Consider the following 24,533-nt stretch of genomic DNA (forward strand, 5'->3'; position numbering starts at 1 on the left):
TAGGTGGTCTTAAGAGTAATAGGATGAGTTAGATACTTTTCAAATTGCCATGGTTTAAAAAGGCCCACCTCTTCATTATAAATTACTTCCTCAATTTCTTTGGAGGCATTATAAGCAATGGTGCTTTTGCGAATCAATTGTTCTTGATTAGGAAAAGGAGCAAGGGGCAAATTATGATTATCTATAAGCGGATAGGTTAAAAGATTACCTGGATCGAAGATTTGAAAAGGTTTGTCTCCCTCTTGATTAGAGTGAATAAACAGAACATCACAGCCCATCTTATGGAAAGCATAAAGCAGATAGATTTCATGAGATTTGATCGGACCATAGAAAAGAATCTTGGGATTATGTACAGGTGACCCTTCCAGATAAAAAGGATGGCTCCCACTACAGGGTTCAAATAAACTTGGAAGATACCGATTAAACCAGCTTACAATCTTTAACGAAAAATTCAAGAAGACGGATATATTAAGAGTAAGATTTTTCTCGACGTAAAGATTTACTGTCTCAACAAATGATTTTAGGATCGTATTATTGAGGAGCTTACCATAGGATTGAGGTAGTATTGCGGCCTGAAGAATCTGCTCAATAATTTCAATCCAGTTCTCAGACGTAGCGCTATGAAGTCTTTGGGGTATCATAGCACTTTCTTCAGCTTTCGGTGCTGGGATACTCTCTAGAAATTTAACGTAGTGGAATCTCTGAAATCCTTGGTCGAGATTGTAAAGACGATTGTAATATTCCGCTTGCCAATCATCCGAAGTACTAGGCACCCCAATATAGCGCACAAAATAAGCCGGAATAATTGGATAGGGTTCCCCAATAAAGCCGCTTCGTTGGTTCAAGGGTACTAATAAATCTTCAAGGATCCCATCCGATTTCTTCAATTTTACCTCAATCCTAGGATCTTTAATTAAACTATCAAACCGATTCTTTAATTGTATTGGAGTGTAACCTTCGATGCTTTCCCGCTTAGAAGAAGGCATCATGGTTTGCGGTGTTTCCTTAGATCTTTCCACAGGGAATTGGCCTATAGGCAGGTCTTTTGTTTTTCTAATGACTAAAGAAAATTCATTGTTCTTATCGACTTTCTCAAATAAATCATTGAAGGAAGTATTGAGTACAAGTACATCAAACCCCACAAGAGACATAAGAATTAAAAAATATATCTCATGTTTCTTAGGACTTCCCCAATAAATGATTTTCGGATTATAAGCTGATTTTTTATTAATAAGTTTACTATAATGGCCGAACCACAGTAAAACTTTAGTACTAAAATTAAGCATAATACTTAAATTAACCGTTTCCTCATTCGTCATAAATAGATTGAGCATGATACCAAACGCTTCTTTAATTTTTCGATGAACTTGGTTATCTGAAGTTAACGAAAAGTAGCCCTGTGTTTCTAAGACATTCAGAAGTGCTCCGTTACTAAAATCCTTTAAGGGAACAGGTTCAAATAATTTTCTGGCTCGTTCAATTAATAATGGGTCTGTAGTTAAGGGGATCGTTCTGTCAAAACAACAATAATTCCCGATAGATTTTAATTGCTCATCTAACTTAGTGATCTCAAGTTGGTACCGTCTCTCGTCCTCGCACCCAATAATGCGGTAGAAATAAACGTATGGGATCGTACCCCTTTCTTTCAGAGGAGATAGCATATCCTGAAAAATATTGTCTGAGTCTTTAATAAATGTTACCCTCTCATTCCTTTCCGTACGATCTCACTCCTTTTAACAAAACTAATCATCATTATTCCCAAGAATCCCAGACCCTTGGTTCATATCCCACCGTTGCCTGTTTACCATTGCGTACTATGGGAGTTTTATAAAGACTTGGGTTATTTATGAGAATTTCTTCTTGAAGATTTGCAGAGATAATGCGATCCATATTTAATCTCTTATAATCCTTAGCTTGATTATTCATTAGATTCTTTAATCCTACAGCAACCTTGACACTTTGTAATTCTCCTTTGCTCAATCCAAGCATCGTCAAATCCATAAATTGATAGTTGATTTTTCGTTCTTTAAAATAACGTTCTGCCTTTTTGGTATCAAAACATTTTTTGATACCAAAAATCTGTATATTCATCCGCTTAATCTCCTCAAATAAACTATCTCTTAGATTATAGCACGGTTCGTTTTTGTTAATACGTAAACAATCCTCTTATTCTACAGAAAGATATTTAATACCTTCATGAAATCGTAATTTGAATTAATTCCATAGTTAAATAACCCAAAAGCCTGCAAGAGCAGGCTTTTGGCGTAACCATTAAATCAAGATAGCAAATTATTGTTTATTAACTTTTGGATGATAAGGAATGCTCGTTACATAAATATTTTTGCCAATAAGCAACATTAACTTAAGTAATTGTCCGGTCTGGTTATGAAAGAAATTTTGAAATAGTTTATTAGGTACATATTCAGGAATAACAACCGTAATCGACGTCCAGCGCGGATCAGACTCTACTTCATCTACATACTTTATAATATCTTGGACAACCGCCCTATAAGGGGACTCGATAATTTGAAGCTCAATACCAATATTGTTCTCGTTCCAGTGTTTTCGTAGTTTTTCGGCTCTTACCATATCTGAAGCAATATGAACTGCAGTGACCAGTGGCGTCGATTATCCTAAAAGATAAATTCTCTTGAGTCCAAGTGAACCTCGCGACAAATCTCCTCCACCACTTGCTTTTCCACTGGAGCAAATTCCCCGTCGGCAAAACCGATTGCACAACACAGACGAACGACCAAACGTGCAGCATCTTGTTTACTCGCTAATTTTCCGACCGCCCTCAAAGCTTCCGCTTTACCTAGAATACGATCACTCTGAATTCGCTGGACAAAGTAATTAAATCGAGAATCTACTTCATTAATATTAATTCCACGCATTTCCTGACTTGTGCGGAAATAATCTATAAGCTTTTCCCTCTCCGCTTGATCGATAACCCCATCAGCTATAGCTACCAAAGCACTACCTGCGACCAAGGCTTCTGTAAGATCTTTTCCCATATATTTGTTGACAATATTACGAGCACTTTCGGTTTGCTTTTGTAGCCACTCAGCAGTATTCGTGTTGCTTGAAGAATTCCACCGTTCTTTACAAGTTAAGCAAGCAAATTCCATATTTTTGCTTCCAATAAATCCAGCCAATAATCCTACAGGTCCTAGCAAAATACCACCGATTGCAGCCTTGCCAATCCCAAACCCTTTTTTACCAGCAGTCACCTGCGTCGAATTACAACGTGGACAGGCCATGCCACCTTGATTTGATGAAGGACTACTGTAATTCGCTTGACCAAAGGACTGGGAACTAGCTTGTCCAAAGGACTGTGAGTTATAAGGTACGGTTGAGGTGCTTGGTCCAGAATTTCCAAAGCTATTATTTCTTGTGTTTCCGTAACTAGAATTATTGGCACCTGAAGATTGTTCTTCCTCTACCTCCAATCCGAAATTGCCACAGAGAGCAGCTAAACCACCTTGGAACCCGCTACCAATCGCGTTGAATTTCCATTCTCCAGAATGTCGATATATTTCTGCAGCGACAATAGCCGTTTCCACAGAAAATTCCTGCCCAAGCTCGTATTTTAGAAGTAATTCGTTCGTGCTGGCATTCAAAATACGCACATAGGCATCTCTGATATCTCCAAAACTCTGCCGTTTCATTTGTGCATCATTAATGGTAATTGTAAAGGCAATCCTTTCGATATAGCTGGGCACTGCCAAGAGATTTATGTGAATCTGCTCGTCATCACCCTCTCCGGAGCCTTTTTTGTTATCTCCACTGTGCTTTACCGAGCCCTGACCACCAGAGGGATTATTGTAAAAGACTAGATCATTTTCGTCTTTCACTTTACCGTTTGATCCCATTAAAAAAGCCGACGCATCTAAGTCAAAGCTATAGTTACTTGATGCTTGGTTCGAACTCCATCCTAATCCAACGATAATTTCCTTTATGTTCGGATTGCTTTTCGTGAGGTCAATTTTCTGACCTTTACTAAGTCTTACCGCCATTATTCAATCCTACCTTTCCCAGTATTTCAGAGCTTCCGGATATAAGCCAAAAACACTATTCACCTTAAATTATTTCCTTAACAAGGGAATTATATCACCTCTCTACGGATAATCAACTAAATCCAAATAACTTCAATTACGTTCATTCTGAAGAGTAAGTTATAAAAAAATTAAGACAAAACAAAAATAACTATAAAACAGCTCGGAAGGAAAAGCATATCCTTCGACGAGCTGTTTAGTTTGGTAGAGGGCTTATAAAATTTGCTAGTTTAGCTTCCTAATCGAATAAAATCAAGGCAAGGATTTCCAAGTCAAAGGTTCCGGTATTTTCGATAGAGTGTTTTTCTCCGTTTCTAGTAATGATCACATCTCCAGGCTTAACTAGCTTTTGGTTTCCATTATCATTGACTAGACCTTCTCCACTTAGAATGACATATGTTTCAGAATCTCCAACGTGTTCGTGCAGACCAATGGAAGTGCCAGGTTTTAAAACATTTTTCGCAAATAACCGACCCTTGCCATTAAATTCGTCCTTTTCTACCTCAAGAAAGTGTGTCATCTGCATTTCACCTTTCCCACCACGGAATCCAAAAATTGTATCTTTCCTTAATTCCCCTAAATGTTTTATCATTTTTTTGCTCCTTCATAATAGAATTTTTAAAAATTATATCATAATTCAGAGGAAAAAAAATTCTAACACCAGAGGAATTAGAGCAAGCGGGAGTTAATGATTCGCTCGTGAGGTTTTAAGTTTTTCTAATGACCAAAGAGAGTCAAAAGAACCCCTGCAGCAACAGCAGTTCCAATAACTCCTGCGACATTAGGCCCCATGGCATGCATAAGCAAGTAATTTGCAGGATTTTCCCTTTGACCAATCACCTGGCTGACTCTTGCAGCCATAGGTACTGCAGAAACTCCTGCAGAACCAATCAGCGGATTTATTTTCCCTCCGTACGCTACGTTCATGATTTTCGCGATGAGCAACCCGCCAAAGGTACTAAAGGCAAAGGCTACCAAACCCAGCGCTATCAGTTTGAGCGTTTCCGGTCTTAAGAAAATATCTGCACTTGCCGTCGCACCCACGGTCAAACCGAGAAAAATAGTTACTATATTAATGAGTTCATTCTCAGCAGTGCCAGAAAGCCTCTGAACAACCCCACTCTCCTTGAATACATTGCCAAGCATCAACATTGCGATCAGCGAGGCGATCGGAGGAAGAAGTAAGGCTACGATGATTGTTACGACCAACGCAAACGCAATTCGCTCAAACTTTGATACCTCTCTCATTTGGTCCATTTTTATCATTCGTTCTTTTTTCGTCGTCATAAGCCTCATAATTGGAGGCTGAATAAGCGGTACAAGCGCCATATATGAATAGGCCGCAACTGCTATAGGACCGAGCATATGAGGTGCCAACTTGGATGCCAGAAATATGGAAGTAGGACCGTCAGCTCCACCGATAATTCCAATCGATGCTGCCTCTTGGGGAGTAAAGCCAAGCAAAAGAGCACAAATAAACGCAAAATATACTCCAAATTGGGCACCTGCTCCTAGTAATAAGCAAGAAGGCCTTGCTATCAACGGCCCAAAATCCGTCATTGCTCCAACACCTAAGAAAATGAGCGGAGGAAAAATTTCAAATTGTACACCCTGAAACAAATAATAGAAAAGCCCCCCCGTTGCACCACCCTGCGGAGGATTCATCAGCCCTGTAAGGGGTAAGTTTACTACAAACATACCAAAAGCGATCGGCAGAAGCAGTAAAGGCTCGAAACCTTTATTGATGGCAAGGTAAACCAGCAAAAAGGAGACACACACCATAATAATGTTTCCTAAGGTTATTGCTGGATATCCGGATGTTGCCAAAATATCAGTAACCGCTTTAAAGAATTCCGTAACAAATGACATCATAACACCCCCTTTCAACGACTATTTGAGTAAAATCAGTGCATCTCCCGTTTTAACAGGTTTACCACTGGCTACTAAAATCTTAGAGACAACAGCATCCCGAGGTGCCATAATCTCATTTTCCATTTTCATAGCTTCAAGGATACATAACACTTGTCCTTTTTCTACTTTTTCTCCCTCAGTTATGCTTATATTAGTAATTGTTCCCGGCATGGGCGACAGTACCTTTTCTCCATCATTGCTTGCTTCGGAAGAGGGCGCCTCCCAGTATTTCTTTGGAGGATTTACCGATGCTTCCACGACATGCTTACTAGGGCTCTTGGCACCATCTTTCGATTCAATAACCTTTTCTACCTCTACTTCGAATTTCTTTCCGTTAACTGTTACATTGTATTTCATCATTTCAACCTCCAATGTATTGTAGTAATATCTAAAGCGCCTTGATTGACTTAAATTGAAGCCTGCTTAAAGGAATATTTGCGCAATTGCTGACGACTGCCATAATTACAGCCTGTGTCTCATCATCAACTACGCCAGGAACTATCGACTCACCGGAAGTTATACCTTCACTTCCAATATCGACTTTTTCCATATTTACAGATAAATCAATAGTTTGAGGTTTCTTATACCGCTCCGAGATAACGCTTATTAGCTTTGATTGTGCTACAATAATTGCCCATAATACAATAAGGACAATAAAAACAATTCCCATTCCATTCACTGTAGTACTTATACCCAGAAGCAATTTGTCAGCAATTGTCATTCTTCATCCTCCAATTTTCCAAGATAGGCTAATAAGGTATATTGCCATGCTTCTTACTTGGTTGGGATTCTCGCTTGGAACTCAGCATTTTAAGACTTTTAATAATTATTTTTCGGGTATCACGCGGGTCTATAACATTGTCGATCAAACCCTTAGCGCTGGCAATATAAGGGTTTGCAAACTTTTCTCTGTATTCGGCGGTCCTTTGTTTCATGGTAGCCTTAGGGTCTTCAGCCTTCATAATTTCGTCGCGGAAGATAATATTGGCGGCACCGTCCGGTCCCATAACTGCAATTTCAGCAGTCGGCCAAGCTACCGCAACATCTGCGCCTAACGATCGGCTGCACATGGCGACGTAAGCCCCACCGTAAGCCTTACGTAGAATAATCGTGATTTTGGGAACAGTAGCCTCTGAATAAGCATAAAGGATTTTAGCTCCGTGACGGATAATTCCACGGTGTTCTTGTTCAACCCCCGGCATAAAGCCAGGAACATCTACGAAGGTTACCAAAGGAATATTAAAGCAATCACAAAAACGTACAAAGCGGGATAGTTTATCAGAAGCATCAATGTCCAGGCACCCAGCTAAATAGGCAGGCTGATTAGCAATAATTCCAACAGACATTCCCTCAAAACGAGCAAAACAGGTTACAATATTTTGAGCAAAATGTTGATGAACTTCAAAGAAGTCACCGTCATCGACTAGTAGACTGAGGACATTCCTGACATCGTATTGCTTATTGGGTTCCATCGGTACCACGTCCAGCAGTTCGTCACCTTCTGTTTCAGGTGGCGAGTCCTCAAACACAGGAGATTTATCGAGGTTGTTTTGAGGTAGGAATGTTAATAAATGCCTTACCATGTCCAAAGTTTCTGTTTCCGAATGGCCAAGGAATTGGGCTACACCGCTAGTATGATTATGGGCCATAGCCCCTCCTAGTTCCTCAGTGGTTACCTGCTCCCCTGTCACCGATTTAATGACTTGGGGACCGGTAATAAACATTTGGCTGGTCTTTTCAACCATGAAGATAAAATCGGTAATGGCTGGAGAATAGACAGCGCCACCGGCACAGGGCCCCATGATAACCGAGATTTGTGGGATAACCCCTGAGGCTAAGGTATTGCGATAAAAAATGTCCCCGTAAGCGGATAATGCACTAACACCCTCTTGGATACGCGCGCCTCCTGAGTCATTTATTCCGATAACAGGAGCTCCATTTTTTAGAGCGAGATCCATGATTTTGCAAATTTTCCGTGAATGAAGTTCCCCTAAAGCCCCACCGAAAACGGTAAAGTCTTGGGAAAACAGATAAACCAGGCGACCATTAATTGTGCCATAGCCCGTAACGACACCTTCCCCTAGATTGACGACGTCAGCTTTTGTAAAATCGCTCATTTCTCCTCTAATAAAGGTATCTGTCTCAATAAAACTATCGTCGTCAAGGAGTACCTCGATGCGCTCCCGCGCTGTCATTTTCCCGTTTTCATGTTGCTTATTGATACGCTGGGCGCCACCCCCGAGTTCTGTTGCCTCTTTGAGGGCTGTTAGTTCATTAAGTTTATCGTAAATATCCAAAGTTCCTGCCTCCTCTAGCTTAGCTTTGGCGCTGAACGAGTTCTATGAGTGTATTAAACTCCAGTAATTTTCCTCAATATTGTTGACTTGAATAACAATGAATTGTAATTATATGCTATTTAGCTACGCTGTGATAGTTCAAGCAAAATACCACCCGTTGCTTTGGGGTGGATAAAGGCAATGCTTGCACCTCCAGCGCCATAGCGTGGCACTTCGTCGATCAGTCGGACTCCTTTGGCCTTGAGGTCAGCTAAAGCGTTTTCAATATTATCGACTCTGAAAGCGATGTGCTGAATCCCTTCGCCATTCTTTTCAATGAACTTGGCAATTGGTCCCTCCGGCGAAGTAGATTCAAGAAGTTCTATTTCACTATCACCGCTAGGAATGAAGCAAACTTTAACTTTTTGCTGTTCAACTATTTCTTCTCCTTGCGCCTTCATACCCAACGTTTCAGTATAAAACCTTTTGGCCACTTCCATGTCTTTTACGGCGATGCCGATATGATCTAGTTTCAAAACATTGAACATTATTCTTGCAAACCTCCTTCTAAATGAAGTTGTTTTATGAACTTCACAATATCCCGCGTTGAAGTTCCCGTTCCGAATATTTCTGCTACTCCAGCTTCCTTTAAAAGAGTTTTGTCGTCTTCGGGAATAACCCCTCCAGCGATCACTTGGATATCTTGCGCTCCCTCCCGGGTTAGAAGCTCGATGATTCTCGGTAGTAGATAAGTATGAGCTCCGGATAAGATGCTAATTCCAATGATTTGAACATCCTCTTGAATCGCTGCTTCGACGATTTGCTCTGGGGTTTGCCGTAAACCTGTATATATAACTTCCATACCGGCATCCCTCAACGCCTGAGCAATAACTTTAGCCCCGCGATCGTGACCGTCCAAACCGACTTTACCGATTAAGACCCGAATACGTTGTCCTTTTTCCATGACGACTCCTCCTGTTAAAAGGTGTTCTCTTGCCTGTATTCTCCAAATACTTTTCTTAATACGTCGCAGATTTCACCCAACGTTGTGTAATTCCGGACACAGTCCAGAAGATAGGGCATCAAGTTTTCCGTACTTTCTGCGGCTTTTTCCAACCGAAGGAGACCGGTCTCCACCTCTGCTTGATTTCTTTTTCGGTAGACTGCTGCTAATTTCTGTTTTTGTTCTTGCTCGACTTTCGGATTTATCTTGAGTAATCCTTTTGGTGGATCTTCTTGTGTCTTCTGAAATTTATTAATCCCGACAATAACTCTAGTTTGATTTTCAATATCCATTTGATAGCGATAAGCACTAGTCTGGATTTCCTTTTGTTGAAAACCGAGTTCAATGGCTCGAACTGCGCCTCCTAATTCGTCAATCTTCTCGAGGTAGGCCCAAACGGCCTGTTCTAAGTCCTCTGTTAATTTTTCTATGGCATAAGAACCGCCTAAGGGGTCCACTGTACCTGTAACCCCAGTTTCGTAGGCAATGGTTTGTTGGGTTCGTAAAGCGAGAAGAGCAGATTCTTGACTTGGCAAAGCTAAGGCCTCATCCCAGGCGTTGGTATGCAATGATTGAGTGCCACCCAGCACTGCACTGAGTGCCTGAAAGGCCACCCGCATAATATTCACCTCAGGTTGTTGGGCCGTCAACGTGCACCCTGCTGTCTGGGTATGAAAACGCATCATCAGTGATTTGGGGTTCTTAGCCTTAAACCTGTCTTTCATAATCTTGGCCCATACTCTGCGGGCAGCTCTAAACTTGGCGACTTCCTCCAGGAAATTGGAATGAGCATTAAAGAAAAAGGAGAGACGAGGCGCAAATTTATCAATTTCTAACCCGACGTCAAGGGCAGCCTGGACATAGGCGATTCCGTCCGCTAGGGTAAAAGCCACCTCCTGAACCGCATTCGAACCAGCTTCGCGAATATGATATCCACTGATACTAATCGTGTTCCAGTTTGGAAGATTCTCGGCACAATATTTAAACGTATCGGTTATGAGACGCATTGAGGGTACCGGTGGGAAAATATAGGTTCCTCTAGCCATATATTCTTTTAAGATGTCATTTTGAATCGTTCCGGATAACTTAGAAGGGTCTACTCCCTGCTTTTCAGCAACCACAATATACATAGCTAAGAGTATAGCAGCGGGGGCATTGATCGTCATTGAGGTACTAACCTTATCTAATGGAATATCCTTAAAGAGCGCTTCCATGTCAGCTAAGGAATCGATAGCAACCCCGACCTTACCTACTTCTCCTAAGGCAAGAGGGTCGTCGGAGTTATAACCAATTTGGGTCACCAAATCGAAAGCAATACTGAGGCCAGTTTGCCCTTGTTTAAGGAGATAAATAAATCTGGAGTTCGTTTCTTGCGCAGTTCCAAAGCCGGCATATTGACGCATAGTCCAGAACCTACCCCGGTACATGTCGGGTTGAACACCACGAGTAAACGGGAATTCTCCTGGAAAGCTCAAATCGGATAAATAGTCAAGATTTAGGTTATCCGGCGTATAAAGCCTCTGAAACTCAACCTCTGAATCGACGCCTTCCCCCTGCTTTTCTGACGATTTAGATGGTTTTCCACTAAAATGTTTGTTTTCCCAAAGGCCCTTTTCTTGGGCAATTTTTTCTAACTCCTTATCCTTATCCATAGACTTTTTCACTCCCCTGTGCTAACGCTTGCTTGACAAGAGGGCCAACCTCCCATGGCAAGTTCGCCACACTGACACCAGCAGCTGTTAGCGCTTCAACTTTACTCTTAAAGGTTCCCTTACCCCGTTCAATAATTGCTCCGGCATGCCCCATTCGTTTACCGGGAGGGGCACTTTTGCCAGCTAAAAAGGCAACGACAGGTTTAGTCATGCCCTTAATATAGTCGGCCGCTTTTTCTTCTGCATTTCCTCCGATTTCACCGACTAAAACTACAGCTTTAGTAGCAGGATCTGCCTCAAACTTTTCTAAAACTTGAATGAAGGACATACCAACGACTCGATCCCCGCCCAGGCCTACCACGCTTGATTGACCGACTCCTGCTCCGGTCAATTGATAGACGATTTCGTAGCTTAGAGTCCCGCTGCGGGCCACGACACCCACCTCACCCGGCATGAAAATGTTATTAGGCATAATTCCAATCTTGCATTGACCCGGTGAAATCAGACCATACGTATTTGGGCCTACAATTTCTGCCTTTTGCTTTTCGGCGTACGCCATAATTTCTAAGGTGTCATGTAAGGGTACGTGTTCAGTTACAATAACTAATGTTTTAATCCCCGCTTCTAAGGCCTCCAGGGCACAATCTTTGACAAGCTTGGCTGGGACAAAAATTACGGAAGCATCCACTTGTTGCTTAAGCATTGCTTCTTCAACGGTATCATAAACTGGGACTCCGTGAACTTCCTGTCCGCCCTTGCCAGGGGATACCCCTCCTACAATCTTGCTTCCAAAGGCTATCATCTGCCCGGTATGAAATTGACCCTGGGTTCCGGTAATTCCTTGCACAATAATTCTGGTGGTTTGATTAAGAATTATGGACATCAGTTCCTCCTCCCTTCAGTAACGAGATTACTTTGGTTACTGCTTCTTCGACACTCTTGAAGGATTCTATGCCTTGTTCCCGTAAAATTGCGGTGCCTAAATCCTCGTTTGTGCCTACTAAGCGAATAACTACCGGCAATTTAAGATCAAGAGCCTTCTTTACTTGCACAAAAGCGCGTGCTACATCATCACACCGAGTTATTCCCCCGAAAATATTAATCAAGAGAGCCTTAGGATTCGTGGAGAGTAAGATTTCCAAGGCTGCTGCCGTGGCTTTCTCACTAGATCCGCCTCCGGCATCCATAAAGTTACGCGCACTCGATCCAAAGTGTTGGAGCAAGTCAAGCGTGGCCATTGTAATCCCGGCACCGTTAGCCATGACTCCAACCTCTCCATCGAGTTCAACATAAGATATTCCTAAATCATCAGCTTTCTTTTCCACAGCTGTCTTTTCTTCGACATAGGGAACCTCTGGTAAGAAACGATAGGCGGCTTCATCGTCAACGGTCATCTTGCCATCCGCAGCCAAGACTTGCGAGGGAGTCACGACTAAGGGGTTAATCTCGACTAATTCAGCATCGTACTTGCGAAAAACCTGGTAGAGTTTCAGCATAACCTCCTCAGTTTGCTTAGCTTCCCGACCCTTCAAGCCCATTTGACGTGTAATTTCACGGGTAGCATACGGCTGGAGACCAATCGTGATATCGATAAAACGTTTAATAACCTGTTCCTCCGGCACTTGTTCAATATCCATCCCGCCAGCAACGGAGGCCAACAGAACAATTTGTCTTTTTGATCCATCAACGGTGATTGCAAGATACAATTCCCGTTCTATAGTGACCTTTTCTTCAATCAAAACCGTCTCCACTTGGCATCCTTTAATCTTTGAGGCTAGTAATTCTTGTACTTTAGAAATGGCATCCTGAGGTTCTGTGGCAAATTTTATGCCCCCCGCCTTACCGCGCCCTCCAGAGAGGACTTGGGATTTAATCGCCACCGACCCTGTTTTTTCTTGAAAAGCGGCCACACCATCAACCCCGGTAAAAACAGCCCCCATCGGGACAGGAATTCCATTCCGTCTAAAAATCTCTTTAGCCATGTACTCGTAAAGTTTCAAACCGACAAACTCCTTTCTCTAACTATTCAGAATTATCAGTAATATATAGCAAGATTTATGCCAATCTCAAGTTTTACGCAAAAGAGGCGGAATAGCATCATTCCGCCTCTTTTGCGTAAAACTCTTTTATATTGATTGAAACATAATGTTACAACAATGTCGCACAAGCGTTTCAGCTGTTTCAAAGTTTCCTTCGTTTAAACCATCACTCCACGAATTAGCCAAAAGTGTTCCCTTTCAATTTTCTCCAGAGCGTCGTGCGGCTAATTCCAAGTTTTTTGGCCGCCTCGGTTTTATTTCCTTGCACGCTATTTAAAACACGGTTAAATTCTTCTTGTTCAACTGAACAAAGTTTAGAGGGAGTAAGCCTTTCGAATAACGATAACAGTAAATCCTCATACTCTTCATTTTTATAGAGTGCCGCGAATCGCTCAATTATATTTCTTAGTTCCCGGATATTACCGGGCCAGTTATAATCTCCGAATATAGGGTGTTGGGAAATTCCTTCGATTTCGTTTGCTGTAAGATCATGACACGTTTCCGAGAGAAACTTTTTAACGAGTAAAGGAATATCTGTTTTGCGAACTCGCAGAGGAGGGAGACGAAGTTCTAAGACGTTCAGCCTATAATACAAATCCTTACGAAAGTAACCTTTTTCAGTCATTTCCCAGAGATCTTTGTTGGTGGCAGATATCACTTGGATGTTTACTGAACGTATATGGTCCCCTCCAATCCGCAGAACCTCGTGTTCTTCTAAGACCCTTAACAGACGGGATTGTAGAGACATGGAAAGTTCACCAATTTCGTCCAAAAATACGGTTCCTTCATGGGCTAGTTCAAACAATCCCGGTTTCCCACCCTTTTTGGCTCCCGTGAAGGCCCCTTCTTCATACCCAAAAAGCTCACTTTCCAGTAAGTTGTCAGGAATAGCTGCGCAGTTTATGGTGACAAACGGACGGCGAAATCGGATACCGGCATTATGAATACCTTGGGCAAAAAGTTCCTTTCCAGTTCCGGACTCACCCGTAATTAGCACCGAAGAAGAGTTTTTAGCATAGAGAAAAGCTTCGCGTTTAGCCTTTTGGATCTGGTCACTGGTACCTATAATATCTTTTATAAATGTCTTGGCCACAAAACCTTTTTGATATAGACTTTTACGAATCTTTTCCTCGACTTCTTGGATGATCCCAATATTTTGGAACGTTGCCACAGCTCCCATTACTTCCGCATTGACCAAAATTGGTATACGATTGATGACAATTTGACTATCCCCGATCGACTCAATCTGGTTGAGCTCTGGTCTGCGACTTTGCATAACTTTAGTAAGCTTGGCAGTGGGGAAAACACCTGCAATCGATTGACCTAGGACTTTGTGTTGAGAGGTACCAATAATTTTTTCTGCACTTGGATTAATGACTGTGATTAGACCGTTTCTGTCAACCGCTATGATACCTTCATACGAAAAAGCTAAAATTGTCCGTAGTTCCTCCGCTTTTCTAGCCTCAACTTTCTTTGAAAAAGCGATTTGGACCGCAGTATCTAAGGCCCTTGTCACGCCGTCTGATGAGTAAATAAAGATTCCCTTGATCCCTTTGTTGCTGATTACTTCCTGAAGAAAGCTTCCCCCAATGACAACCTTCACCCCTTCATTCTGAAGTTGGTTCAAAGTCTCTTCAATATCACTAATATGTTGATATGTAAATTGTTTAATTGTAATATTCAGCAATCCAGATAGGTTTTCTAGATTAGGGATTTTACTTTCATATGAGATTAGACCGACGGTATCTGAATATTTTTTTGGCTTCCCTCAGTGCAGCTAGAATGTCGAATCCAGTTACTTTAATCTCCACTAATGGGTTTGCTAGGTTACCAGAGAGTAGTTTAGCGGTTCCTCCAGCGGAAAGGAAAACATCAGCTTCCCCGTTCTTTTCCATGTTCCCGGCCTTTTCCAGGACATCTTTTAACATACAGTCAATCACTAAAATGCGGACTGGATGAGGTGCTTTATAATTAAGTTGATTGATAAACGAGGTTAAAGCGTGATAGCTAAATACTGCAATAGTAGGTTCATTTTTAGATCCCTCCTGCATAAATGAACTCCCTTCTTTTGATTCACAATAGAATAATTTTATGGTTAAAAGCTAAATATTTTGCCCCTCATTTTAAATATGTAATTTTGTTCTCTATGATAATAGAATATTTCGGCAATATTGATAGATGTCCTGCAATGAATTCATTTGTTATAAATAAATAATATCCTAATCCGATATTAACCCTATTAGCACTATCAGAAATCTATGCACTAGTAGTAATCTAGCCGTTAGGTAACTCATCCTTAAGATTCATCAATCAGCCGTATTCCTAAATTTAACAGTTCAGGAACTATTTAAAAAATATTTTTGTAATATATTGAAAATATAGAATATTCGTTATATTATTTGCTATAATAGAAATATTATTACAAACAAATTAACTTCTCTAGGGAGGTGATAAACAAAGCCATTCATTTCATAGATACTAATCTTTTGTTCTAAATTACGATTCCCATTACAAGAACAAAAAAATGGAGGGTGAATGATGGTAACTAAAGAACTGGAACTGGAAGCTCTATTACAAGAAAATCGACATTTTGAGCCGTCAGAAGAATTCCGGAATAATGCAAATGTCAAAACACCTGATCTTTACAACGAGTCATCTGAAGATAGAATAGGATTCTGGGCAAAGCAATCAGAACGATTAACGTGGATTGAACCATGGACCAAAGTTTTAGATTGGGAACCACCCTTTGCCCAATGGTTTGTAGGTGGTAAATTGAATGCTGCCTATAATTGTCTGGATCGTCACCTTAAATCTTGGCGTCGTAATAAAGCAGCTATCCTATTTGAGGGCGAAAATGGAGATAGCCGGGTTCTCACCTATCAAGATTTGTATCGTGAAGTGTCTCAATTTGCCAATGTTTTAAAATCCATGGGAATAAAAAAAGGGGATCGGGTAACAATTTATCTTCCCATGATTCCAGAAGCCGCTATTGCAATGCTTGCTTGTGCACGTATCGGAGCTCCACATAGCGTAATATTCGGTGGTTTCAGTGCTGAATCATTGAGAAACAGAATAGAGGATGCTCAAGCGAAAGTATTGATTACTTCCGACGGTAGTTTCCGCAAAGGAAATATTGTTCCGCTAAAGTCTAATGCCGATATAGCTCTAGAAGGTGTCAATTGCATTGAACATGTTGTGGTTGTTAAACGTACAGACAACAAAGTGGCTATGCAAGAAGGCCGGGATATCTGGTATCACGATGCTATGAAAAATGCTCAGTTAACTTGTCCTGTCGAACCAATGGACGCCGAGGACGTACTTTTCATTTTATATACGAGTGGAACAACGGGTAAACCTAAAGGGGTAGTCCATACAACAGGTGGCTATATGGTGGGTGTTTCGACAACTCACGATTGGGTTTTTGATCTTAAAGAAGAGGATGTTTATTGGTGTACCGCCGATGTTGGTTGGATTACAGGTCATAGTTATATTGTTTACGGTCCTTTAGCCAACGGTGCTACGGTATTAATGTATGAGGGTACTCCCGATTATCCTGCCAAAGACCGCAATTGGGAGATTATCGAGAAATATGGCGTTACCATTCTCTATACCGCGCCCACCGCTATTAGGACGTTTATGAAGTGGGGACCAAGTTACCCGCAGGGAAGGGATCTTTCCAGTTTAAGATTATTAGGTACTGTCGGTGAACCCATAAATCCAGAAGCTTGGATCTGGTATCACAAATACATCGGCGGGGAACGTTGTCCAATAGTTGATACTTGGTGGCAAACAGAAACAGGTATGATTATGATGACACCTTTGCCAGGGATAACGGAAACCAAACCCGGCTCTTGTACGGTACCTTTCCCGGGCGTTAAGGTGGAAATTGTTGACCAAGCAGGCAACCCTGTTCCCAAAGGAAGCGGGGGATTGTTAGTCGTTCGTGAACCATGGCCAGCAATGCTTAGAACAGTATACAACGACCCAGATCGCTACGTTAGTACCTATTGGAGCAACTGGAAGGAAATTTATTTTACGGGTGACGGGGCAAAGTGGGATGAAGAAGGTTATTTCTGGCTATTAGGTCGTGTCGACGACGTTATCAATGTTTCTGGCCATCGCATTGGAACTGCAGAAGTCGAGAGTTCCTTGGTAGACTATCCGTTAGTGGCTGAAGCAGCCTGTATCGGAAAAGATCATGAAGTTAAAGGTCAAGCTATTGTCTGCTTTGTAACTTTAAAAGAAGGCTTTAAGGTTATGGATGGACTAGTAGATGAGCTAAAGCAACATGTTGGCAAGAAAATCGGAGCCATTGCTCGCCCTGATGATATTTTCTTCACTGCAGAATTACCTAAAACCAGAAGTGGCAAAATTATGAGGCGTCTTCTCCGGGATATTGCTGAGGGGCGTGCCTTGGGGGATGTTTCGACCTTGGCGGACGCAGCCGTACTTGATTTTTTGAAAAGAAAATATAATGAAGAAGAATAGTCAAATAGCTTTATAACAGGTTCTAAAGACTGAGGGGAACTCAAGAGAAGTTATCTTAAACTAAAAAAAGGGGGAGTAGCTAATATGGCAGAGGTAATGGAGATCCGAGAAAGTGCAATTGCTGACCCTGGACCACTTGGTTTAGCAGGTTTCGCACTCACTACTTTCATTCTGAGCATGTCAAACGCTCACTTTGTTCCTGCGGAGCTCGGTGCCCTGTTTGTTCCCTTAGCCTTGTTTTATGGAGGTTTAGCCCAAATCCTAGCTGGTATGTGGGAATTTAAAAAGAACAATACCTTTGGTGCTGTTGCCTTCACCACTTATGGCGCATTTTGGATGGGCTTAGCCACATTAGTTATTTTAGAGACACTCAAAATACTAAACTTTGGTGCTTCTGCGCATGCCGCGATAGGGTTATACCTGATAGGGTTTACCATCTTCAGTTTCTACATGTGGATAGGAACGTTTAGATTAAATAATGCTTTACTCTCAGTATTTTCTTTTTTAATGATTTGTTTTATTTTATTAGACCTTGCTGAATTCGGTTATATCTCAAGTGTTCCGGGCGGTATCTTTGGGTTGATTACTGCAGCTTGCGCATGGTATACCTCGGCAGCTGGAATTTTAAATCCGTTATATGGAAGAACAGTGCTGCCAGTCGGGCCACGCGGGGTTACTGTTCCAAAAGGAATATCACATAGCGCATGAAAAATAATTGTAAGGTTATATACCCTTGAAAGGAGTCAGTGTTATGTGCGGAGTTAAGGCAGGTACGGGGTTAATCCCGCCACACGTCAGTCGTTTCATTAAATGGGCGGAAGAAGATGTTGAAGGATTCTGGGAAAAAGCAGCCTTAGATGCAGCTAGCGAGATTCACTGGTTTAAAAAATGGGATAAAGTATTTAGTTGGGACTATCCTAATTTTAAATGGTTTGAAGGTGGCATGACCAACATTTCTTATAACTGTTTAGACTATAACGTTGAGCGCGGGCGTGGTGGCAAGGCAGCTTTGGTTTTTGAATCAGGAGAAACCGACAAGACCGAATCAATCACATATGCCCAGCTACTACACTTGGTTAAAAGTTATGCGGCGGCCATCAGAGGTATGGGCGTACAAAAAGGTGACCGTGTTTGTATATATATGCCTACGAGCATCCAATCAGTGGCTGCAATGTTGGCGTGTGCTCGAGTCGGCGCCATTCACGTGGTGATTTTTGCAGGTTTTTCTCCCGTGGCTATTTCAGATAGAGTGACCATATCCGGCGCAAAGTATATGCTCGTTCAAGATCAAGGCTCACGACGCGGTAGGCCCATTGACCTCAAAAAAATGGTAGATGATGGTTTAGCTTTATGCCCTCACGGACAAATTAAAAAAGTAGTAGTCCTTAACAAGAGCAATCATCCAAACCTGCAGCCGGGAAGGGATATACTTTGGGAGGAATTTTTGGCTGGAGCTGAAGGACACAGTTCTGCTCCCGAGCTAATGGAATCAAATGAGCCTCTCTTTTTGCTGCCTACTTCTGGTACCACGGCCAAACCAAAGGTTACCGTACAAAAACACGGTGGCTACCAAATGTATGTATATTCTATGGGCAAATGGATTTATGGGCTGAACGAAAACGATGTCTGGTTTTGCACCTCGGATATTGGTTGGATTGTCGGCCACAGTTTTAATGTCTACGGTCCGTTACTGAGTGGCTGTACCTCCGTTATATATGACGGCGCGCCTGATTATCCCCGTAAAGATATGTGGTGGGACGTGGCGGAAAGGAACAAGGCTACCGCGCTATGGCTCTCCCCTACCGGTGTACGTGGCTTGATGCGTCTCGGCGACGTCCAGCCCCGTAAACACGATCTAAGTTCAATTCAGCGCATTTTCGTGGCTGGTGAAGTACTGAATCCACCCGCTTGGAAGTGGTTGCAAGAAGACATTTTTGAAAACCGCATTCCGGTTATGGACCATATGTGGCAAACTGAAACTTCCGGCCCGATATTTGCTAACCCATATGGCTTGGGTATGTTTCCGATCAAACCAGGCTCGGTTGGAATTGCAGTACCAGGAGTAGTAGCGGCGGTGGTGGATGAGAAGACTGGAGAGCCCGTAGCCCCCGGCGAAAAAGGCGTTGTCGTTATCAAACGCCCCTTCCCCGGACTTACTTCAACTTTATGGCAGGATAATGATAATTATCGGGAGCAATATTGGGAAAAGACTCCAGCTACTAAAGGTTCTTACTTTTGCGGAGATGCTGCTTCCATTGATGAAGACGGTTATATATCATTCGCCGGTCGATCTGATGAAGTAATGAAAATTGCATCACACCGTATCGGAACCATCGAAGTGGAAAACGCGTTAATTTCTCATTTGGCGGTCGTCGAAACCGGCGTCTGCGGTGTACCTGATGAATTAAGAGGCGAAGTTGCCTGTGCCTTTGTTGTCTTACGCCAGGGTTATGAACCGTCTGAAGAGTTAAAGCTGGAGTTAACCATGCACGTCCGAAATACAATGGGTTCAATAGTCGTAATGCGCGATATTGAATTTATTAAATGCCTGCCTAAAACCAGAAGCGGAAAAATTATGCGTCGCATCATGCGTACACTATTGTCCGGTGACCAACTAGGAGATCTATCGACCATCGAGGAAGAATCCTCAGTTGATGAAATCCGGGAAGCAATTGGGAAAATGATGTAATCATTTATAACAATGGCCCTGAAGAAAGCTCCTCTTTCTTCAGGGCCATTGTCACTTTACAAATTTCAACACTAAATTATTCCCTCATTATTCCGTTTGCCCTTCTAACTCTAACCATTTATAGAATAATAGTTTCTTGAGTTTAATTTTAATCCCCGGATGACCGTCTTTAATAGTAAGTCTTGAAGAATAAAATATTTTTATTGTGCCTATTTCAATAACTTGGAATCTAATTTTTTCGTTTGCAAGTGGCTCCCGAATAAAGATTTTTGGCACATAACTACCAGTTATGTGTTCACTTGAACAAGCTCATCCCCCTAATGATGGTTGTAACACCATGTCAATTACTAAAGACACAGATCTACTTTCGATAAATTTCATAGCTTCTTTATCAACTATAAACATAATGCCCCTCTACACCCCTAGAAAATCATTCCGTTGACTGTTTAAAATATTATATTACAATGATTTAAAGCGCAATCCTAGTATCAATAGGAGGAAATGGAAGGAAATATATTTATTCAATCCATATTTTCAGACTATCTCTGTTCTCAATGATTCTCTCGGCAATCTTTGTTCCAACTTCACGAAAGTAATTTTCGTTGTCTTCCCAACTAAAATAATTGCGGTCATCAATCAGCTTACTTTTCTTCATTATTCGACGAAGTAAGGGGATCATGTTAGTTTGGTTTACATCAAAGTTTGCAATTGATCGTTCAAATTCATGGTCTAAGTTTGTAGTACTCCAATACTGCGGCCCTATTTCAGGTCTCTTTTCGAAGACACGTCTTACAAATTCACTTGTGATGGTACCAAAAGTAATTATAATTTTGGGCTGATGTTCGAGGACGCTTTCCCTTAACATTACGATTTCTTTAGATACTTCTTCTGCCCACCCATTTGAGCGGTTAGGTTCTATACCAATATTGCTAACTGCATTTTTTATATAGATATTTTTAGTATCAATCCTTGCATGCAGTTTACGATATACCTTGTCCTGAATCTCATATAAGATAGGATTCCAAATATCGTAGATAACAGCGGGATATTTGGGATTAAGTAACAGCCAAATAGGATAAGATTTATCTCCAGATTCTGTATTCCATCTATCAACTAAAGGCGAATAATTTTTATTAAGTACTAAGCTGGACAAACTAATTCCACCTTTCAGTGCCTCTATCACTCATTTGCCAAGGGAGTAAAAAAGATGTCTCCCCGCCTTTGCTTGTGTGATATAATTCTTATATAGCAAAAAGCGTGCCAATCCTAAAACCCGCTGTATTCAAGCCTTTAGCAGTTAACATATTTAAAGGATGTAGCAAATGCTACATCCACAGCAAATGTCAAATATCCTTATTATGTCTCTTTATCGTCTCCTTACTCTGTTTCCCGTGTTTTTAGGCAGCCTTATAAATGTATCTTGCTATCAATAAAATGTATTATATAATTCATTTTATTGATTATATAATTAAGTGGAGGTTGATTTTGCTGAAGAATAAAAAAATATTTTCTTCTTTTAAAGGGAATAGTCTAACTAATCAGATCGTGATTATCATTTCCGCAATCATACTGGTCCCTTTAGTAGTCTTGATGTATGACATTTTTTTCGCGTCACGGACAGATAAAGTTGTATTCTTTGACAAGGAGCAGAGACTGGAGGCCTTGGTCAAAAGCACAAATAGCGAGTTTTCAAGAAGCCTGGAGGCTCTATGGCCAGGGCCAGGGGATGTCTCATCAACTCTTCTACATAACGAGTTTACTCGGGTCGTAGAACCCCAGCTTCCAGCAAATCCGGGGATTCGTTTTGGTCTATATGTTCCCCGTACTGAGAAAATAACCGTACTAGGATTCCTGCATAACTTTCGTAACCTCTCACAGGAAGAAGAAGCTCAGAGAGAGAGTGAAATATTTGTCAATACCAAATCAGGCCTGATAGCAACTGAGATGAGTAATGAACCACTCTTTCGAATTTCTGGCTCATGGAATGATCAGGTCGTTGAGTACATTTCTCCTGTCGAACTCAACGGGAAAGTGGTAGCAGTTATGTGGGTAGGTGAGCGACTTAACCCCCTTTTTTTACCAGAATAGTTTTTTCCGAATACTGGTCCGTTATTTTACTCTTGGCGTATTGGCCTTAGTCATGATTGGTACTCTTATAATCATCAGAAATTTAACAACGGGAGTGGATCGCTTAAAGCAGGGATTACATAGCATGGAGAAGGATATCCATCACTTATTACCTGAAATGTCAGGAGAATTAGGTCAGGTGGCCCGAGCAGTTAATCGTATGGCTGTTAGTCTAACCGAAAAGGAACGATTAGAAGATCAACTAAGGCAATCTGAACATCTTATTGCACTTGGACGTTTAGCAACTGGTGTTGCTCATGAATTACGTAACCCCATTGGTATTATCAAAACTTTAGTTGAACTTATGAAGCAAGAATACTCTCAAGTGAGCGGCATCGAAGAATTTACAAGAGCCATCGACGAACAAGTAGACCGTCAGGCTCTGGAAATCCAAGAACTACTGGACTTTGGCCGTCCTACTAAAGTTTCCATTAAAGAGTGTTCAGTCAATGATTTAATTAAGGGAGTCCTCTCTTTTTCAGCTGCGATGTTACGAAAGCAGAGGGTTGGAGTTGTCTTGCAGCTTGATAACAAACTTTCTAGGATCTTCGCTGATACTGAAAAGCTAAAACAGGTATTTGTAAATATAATTGTTAATGCTGCCGAAGCCATGCCCTCTGGAGGTAAATTAGAAATAATTACAAGAGAAACCGACAACATGGTGGTTATCAGTTTCTCTGATACTGGTGAGGGAATCCCGGCGGAGGAAATGGTAAGAATCTTTGACCCCTTCTATACGACCAAAAAAACAGGTACTGGTCTGGGATTATCGATATCCTATCAAAGTATTCAATTGCATGGTGGAACGATTGAGGTGGATAGTGCCCTAAACAAAGGTTCAACCTTTATCATTAGTCTTCCACTAATATCACCATTATGTGACAGGAGTGATCTACTTGACGCCAAGAATTCTGGTAATTGACGATGAAGAAAGAATGTGTTGGGCCCTCGAGAGGGCATTAAGTCACGAAGGCTATCAAGTATCTACCGCCACGAGAGGTTTACAAGGAATTGACTTAACCCGCGAAACCGAACCTTCGATGGTAATATTGGATTTGAAAATGCCAGATATCGATGGTATTGAGGTGTTAAAAGAGATTAAAAATATTAACCCTAGTATTCCAGTAATTATGATTACCGCCCACGGAACCATTGACACAGCAATTGAAGCTATGAAAATTGGGGCAACAGATTATATTACTAAGCCTTTTAAGCTAGAGGAAATAAAAGTACTAATTAAGCAAGCCTTACATCTCTCTAATTTAGAAAGCCAGGTTAACTTTCTACGTCAAGAATTAGGAAAGACATATGGGAAACTTGTCGGCCAGAGCGATGCGATTAAAGAAGTTGCCCTTTTGATTCGACAGGTTGCAAAAACTGATACAACTGTTTTAATAACTGGTGAAAGTGGAACCGGCAAAGAAGTAGCTGCTGTAGAAATACATAAAGGCAGCAACCGAGCTGATAAGCCCTTTGTGGCAGTAAACTGTGCAGCCCTTCCAGAACAGCTGTTAGAAAGCGAGCTCTTTGGGCATGAAAAAGGTGCCTTTACTGGGGCCACCAGTAAAAAGAAAGGCCGCTTTGAAATCGCCGATAAAGGTACCATTTTTCTGGATGAGAGCGGAGAAATGCCGATCAGTATGCAGGCCAAGTTACTGCGGGTACTTCAGGAACGGTGTTTTGAAAGAGTCGGCGGAACTGAAACGATCCATGTTGATGTACGAGTTATTGCCACAACTAATATAGATCTTGCCGCAGCAATTACGAACGGAACCTTCAGGGAGGACCTTTATTATCGTTTAAATGTCATGCGTATCAGCATGCCGCCACTTAGAGCACGGAAAGAAGATATTCCCCTTCTGGTTAATCATTTTCTTGAGAAATTTGATCCTTCTCATAGCGTAAAGATTTCTTCATCAGCAATGAAGATTCTAAATGGCTACAACTGGCCTGGTAACATAAGAGAGCTTCAGAACGTGATCGAAAGAGCGCTTATTGTTTGTCAGGGCGCTGAAATTCAGCCTGTACATTTTCCCAAGGAATTACTGAATAGTCTAGAGGAAACAACACCGCCTGTTATGAACCTTACAGAAGGAGGTTTTTCTTTGGAAGAGTTGGAAAAACACCTTATCATCAAGGCAATGGAAAAACATAATAATAACCAAACAAAGGTCGCTAAATATCTAGGAATTTCTCGTCCAACTCTACTTTATCGCCTGAAAAAGTATGGCATAAAATAATACCCCAAGGTTGTTCCATGGGGTATTATCGTTTCTCTTTACTTAATCTTTTT

Annotated in this window: 22 protein-coding genes and 2 pseudogenes; 5 read left to right on the forward strand and 19 right to left on the reverse strand. The window is 41.5% G+C overall.

Annotation, left to right across the window (positions count from 1 at the left end; translation table 11 throughout):
* The 17 genes and pseudogenes from UF75_RS10940 to UF75_RS30010 all read right to left on the reverse strand — a co-directional run.
* Positions 1-1,661 (reverse strand): YceG family protein (locus UF75_RS10940; protein WP_045574644.1); only part of this gene is annotated, 1,661 nt, incomplete at its 3' end.
* A gap of 91 nt (positions 1,662-1,752) precedes the next feature.
* The gene (locus UF75_RS10945) at positions 1,753-2,091 is read right to left on the reverse strand and encodes an arsenate reductase family protein (RefSeq protein ID WP_045574645.1); all 339 of its coding nucleotides are present in this window, start codon (positions 2,089-2,091) and stop codon (positions 1,753-1,755) included.
* A gap of 198 nt (positions 2,092-2,289) precedes the next feature.
* Entirely contained in the window at positions 2,290-2,589 is a 300-nt protein-coding gene (locus UF75_RS10950; RefSeq protein WP_045574646.1) for a hypothetical protein, read from the reverse strand.
* A 44-nt stretch (positions 2,590-2,633) separates the two neighbouring features.
* Positions 2,634-3,260, reverse strand: a complete 627-nt coding sequence (locus tag UF75_RS31010) for a TerB family tellurite resistance protein (RefSeq protein ID WP_348983046.1) — start codon at positions 3,258-3,260, stop codon at positions 2,634-2,636.
* A gap of 177 nt (positions 3,261-3,437) precedes the next feature.
* Positions 3,438-4,019 (reverse strand): annotated as a pseudogene (locus UF75_RS31015) (TerD family protein); the annotation flags it as partial.
* Between the two features lie 274 nt (positions 4,020-4,293).
* Positions 4,294-4,647, reverse strand: coding sequence for a cupin domain-containing protein (locus UF75_RS10960; RefSeq protein ID WP_045574648.1), 354 nt, complete (start codon positions 4,645-4,647; stop codon positions 4,294-4,296).
* Positions 4,648-4,772: 125 nt separating this feature from the next.
* Positions 4,773-5,924: a sodium ion-translocating decarboxylase subunit beta gene (locus UF75_RS10965; protein WP_045574649.1), complete on the reverse strand. Its 1,152-nt coding sequence runs from the start codon at positions 5,922-5,924 to the stop codon at positions 4,773-4,775.
* A gap of 21 nt (positions 5,925-5,945) precedes the next feature.
* Entirely contained in the window at positions 5,946-6,326 is a 381-nt protein-coding gene (locus tag UF75_RS10970; protein ID WP_045574650.1) for a biotin/lipoyl-containing protein, read from the reverse strand.
* 28 nt (positions 6,327-6,354) lie between these two features.
* A complete protein-coding gene (locus UF75_RS10975; RefSeq protein WP_045574651.1) occupies positions 6,355-6,687 on the reverse strand; it encodes an OadG family protein in 333 nt (110 codons plus the stop codon).
* A 28-nt stretch (positions 6,688-6,715) separates the two neighbouring features.
* A complete protein-coding gene (locus UF75_RS10980) occupies positions 6,716-8,263 on the reverse strand; it encodes a carboxyl transferase domain-containing protein (RefSeq protein ID WP_045574652.1) in 1,548 nt (515 codons plus the stop codon).
* A 119-nt stretch (positions 8,264-8,382) separates the two neighbouring features.
* Entirely contained in the window at positions 8,383-8,790 is a 408-nt protein-coding gene (gene mce / locus UF75_RS10985; RefSeq protein ID WP_045574653.1) for a methylmalonyl-CoA epimerase, read from the reverse strand.
* Positions 8,790-9,206, reverse strand: a complete 417-nt coding sequence (locus tag UF75_RS10990) for a cobalamin B12-binding domain-containing protein (RefSeq protein ID WP_045574654.1) — start codon at positions 9,204-9,206, stop codon at positions 8,790-8,792. The genes mce and UF75_RS10990 overlap by 1 nt, the downstream gene beginning before the upstream one ends.
* A gap of 14 nt (positions 9,207-9,220) precedes the next feature.
* Complete coding sequence (locus UF75_RS10995) at positions 9,221-10,897, reverse strand: methylmalonyl-CoA mutase family protein (RefSeq protein WP_045574655.1); 1,677 nt, start codon at positions 10,895-10,897, stop codon at positions 9,221-9,223.
* The gene (gene sucD / locus UF75_RS11000) at positions 10,890-11,780 is read right to left on the reverse strand and encodes a succinate--CoA ligase subunit alpha (RefSeq protein ID WP_045574656.1); all 891 of its coding nucleotides are present in this window, start codon (positions 11,778-11,780) and stop codon (positions 10,890-10,892) included. Before sucD ends, UF75_RS10995 begins: the two co-directional genes overlap by 8 nt.
* On the reverse strand, positions 11,764-12,897 hold the full coding sequence (gene sucC, locus UF75_RS11005) for an ADP-forming succinate--CoA ligase subunit beta (protein WP_045574657.1): 1,134 nt from the start codon (positions 12,895-12,897) through the stop codon (positions 11,764-11,766). The genes sucD and sucC overlap by 17 nt, the downstream gene beginning before the upstream one ends.
* Before the next feature lie 217 nt (positions 12,898-13,114).
* Complete coding sequence (locus UF75_RS11010) at positions 13,115-14,668, reverse strand: sigma 54-interacting transcriptional regulator (RefSeq protein WP_348983047.1); 1,554 nt, start codon at positions 14,666-14,668, stop codon at positions 13,115-13,117.
* Positions 14,658-14,987, reverse strand: coding sequence for a PrpR N-terminal domain-containing protein (locus UF75_RS30010; RefSeq protein ID WP_045574658.1), 330 nt, complete (start codon positions 14,985-14,987; stop codon positions 14,658-14,660). The genes UF75_RS11010 and UF75_RS30010 overlap by 11 nt, the downstream gene beginning before the upstream one ends.
* Positions 14,988-15,471: 484 nt before the next feature.
* Between UF75_RS30010 and acs the strand changes: the two genes are divergently transcribed.
* The 3 genes from acs (at position 15,472) to UF75_RS11030 (ending at position 20,113) form a co-directional block, all read left to right on the forward strand.
* Positions 15,472-17,424: an acetate--CoA ligase gene (gene acs, locus UF75_RS11020; RefSeq protein ID WP_242860195.1), complete on the forward strand. Its 1,953-nt coding sequence runs from the start codon at positions 15,472-15,474 to the stop codon at positions 17,422-17,424.
* Between the two features lie 84 nt (positions 17,425-17,508).
* Positions 17,509-18,132 (forward strand): GPR1/FUN34/YaaH family transporter, encoded by a 624-nt coding sequence (locus UF75_RS11025; RefSeq protein WP_045574660.1) that lies wholly within the window; start codon positions 17,509-17,511, stop codon positions 18,130-18,132.
* A gap of 43 nt (positions 18,133-18,175) precedes the next feature.
* Positions 18,176-20,113, forward strand: coding sequence for an acetate--CoA ligase (locus UF75_RS11030; RefSeq protein ID WP_045574661.1), 1,938 nt, complete (start codon positions 18,176-18,178; stop codon positions 20,111-20,113).
* 87 nt (positions 20,114-20,200) lie between these two features.
* Here UF75_RS11030 and UF75_RS11035 read toward each other — a convergent pair whose 3' ends face one another.
* Positions 20,201-20,389 carry a hypothetical protein gene (locus tag UF75_RS11035; protein WP_045574662.1) on the reverse strand — a complete coding sequence of 63 codons (189 nt, stop codon included), beginning with the start codon at positions 20,387-20,389 and terminating at the stop codon, positions 20,201-20,203.
* 241 nt (positions 20,390-20,630) lie between these two features.
* Entirely contained in the window at positions 20,631-21,266 is a 636-nt protein-coding gene (locus UF75_RS11040; protein WP_045574663.1) for a hypothetical protein, read from the reverse strand.
* Between the two features lie 281 nt (positions 21,267-21,547).
* On the opposite strand from UF75_RS11040, the pseudogene UF75_RS11045 reads away from it, so the two are divergent.
* Both UF75_RS11045 and UF75_RS11050 read left to right on the forward strand, forming a co-directional pair.
* Positions 21,548-23,162: pseudogene (locus tag UF75_RS11045) on the forward strand (ATP-binding protein).
* Positions 23,137-24,480 carry a sigma-54 dependent transcriptional regulator gene (locus tag UF75_RS11050; RefSeq protein ID WP_045574664.1) on the forward strand — a complete coding sequence of 448 codons (1,344 nt, stop codon included), beginning with the start codon at positions 23,137-23,139 and terminating at the stop codon, positions 24,478-24,480. Before UF75_RS11045 ends, UF75_RS11050 begins: the two are co-directional and overlap by 26 nt.
* The last annotated feature ends 53 nt before the right edge of the window (positions 24,481-24,533 follow it).

It is taken from the genome of Desulfosporosinus sp. I2 (genome assembly GCF_000960765.1).
Lineage (GTDB): Bacteria > Bacillota > Desulfitobacteriia > Desulfitobacteriales > Desulfitobacteriaceae > Desulfosporosinus.

Excerpts from the sequence above, each read along its gene's own strand:
- UF75_RS10945 (WP_045574645.1), bottom strand. The coding sequence starts at position 2,091 with ATGAATATACAGATTTTTGGTATCAAAAAATGTTTTGATACCAAAAAG.
- UF75_RS10950 (WP_045574646.1), bottom strand. The coding sequence starts at position 2,589 with ATGGTAAGAGCCGAAAAACTACGAAAACACTGGAACGAGAACAATATT.
- UF75_RS31010 (WP_348983046.1), bottom strand. The coding sequence starts at position 3,260 with ATGGCCTGTCCACGTTGTAATTCGACGCAGGTGACTGCTGGTAAAAAA.
- UF75_RS10960 (WP_045574648.1), bottom strand. The coding sequence starts at position 4,647 with ATGATAAAACATTTAGGGGAATTAAGGAAAGATACAATTTTTGGATTC.
- UF75_RS10965 (WP_045574649.1), bottom strand. The coding sequence starts at position 5,924 with ATGTCATTTGTTACGGAATTCTTTAAAGCGGTTACTGATATTTTGGCA.
- UF75_RS10970 (WP_045574650.1), bottom strand. The coding sequence starts at position 6,326 with ATGATGAAATACAATGTAACAGTTAACGGAAAGAAATTCGAAGTAGAG.
- UF75_RS10975 (WP_045574651.1), bottom strand. The coding sequence starts at position 6,687 with ATGACAATTGCTGACAAATTGCTTCTGGGTATAAGTACTACAGTGAAT.
- mce (WP_045574653.1), bottom strand. The coding sequence starts at position 8,790 with ATGTTCAATGTTTTGAAACTAGATCATATCGGCATCGCCGTAAAAGAC.
- UF75_RS10990 (WP_045574654.1), bottom strand. The coding sequence starts at position 9,206 with ATGGAAAAAGGACAACGTATTCGGGTCTTAATCGGTAAAGTCGGTTTG.
- UF75_RS10995 (WP_045574655.1), bottom strand. The coding sequence starts at position 10,897 with ATGGATAAGGATAAGGAGTTAGAAAAAATTGCCCAAGAAAAGGGCCTT.
- sucD (WP_045574656.1), bottom strand. The coding sequence starts at position 11,780 with ATGTCCATAATTCTTAATCAAACCACCAGAATTATTGTGCAAGGAATT.
- UF75_RS30010 (WP_045574658.1), bottom strand. The coding sequence starts at position 14,987 with ATGCAGGAGGGATCTAAAAATGAACCTACTATTGCAGTATTTAGCTAT.
- acs (WP_242860195.1), top strand. The coding sequence starts at position 15,472 with ATGATGGTAACTAAAGAACTGGAACTGGAAGCTCTATTACAAGAAAAT.
- UF75_RS11025 (WP_045574660.1), top strand. The coding sequence starts at position 17,509 with ATGGCAGAGGTAATGGAGATCCGAGAAAGTGCAATTGCTGACCCTGGA.
- UF75_RS11030 (WP_045574661.1), top strand. The coding sequence starts at position 18,176 with ATGTGCGGAGTTAAGGCAGGTACGGGGTTAATCCCGCCACACGTCAGT.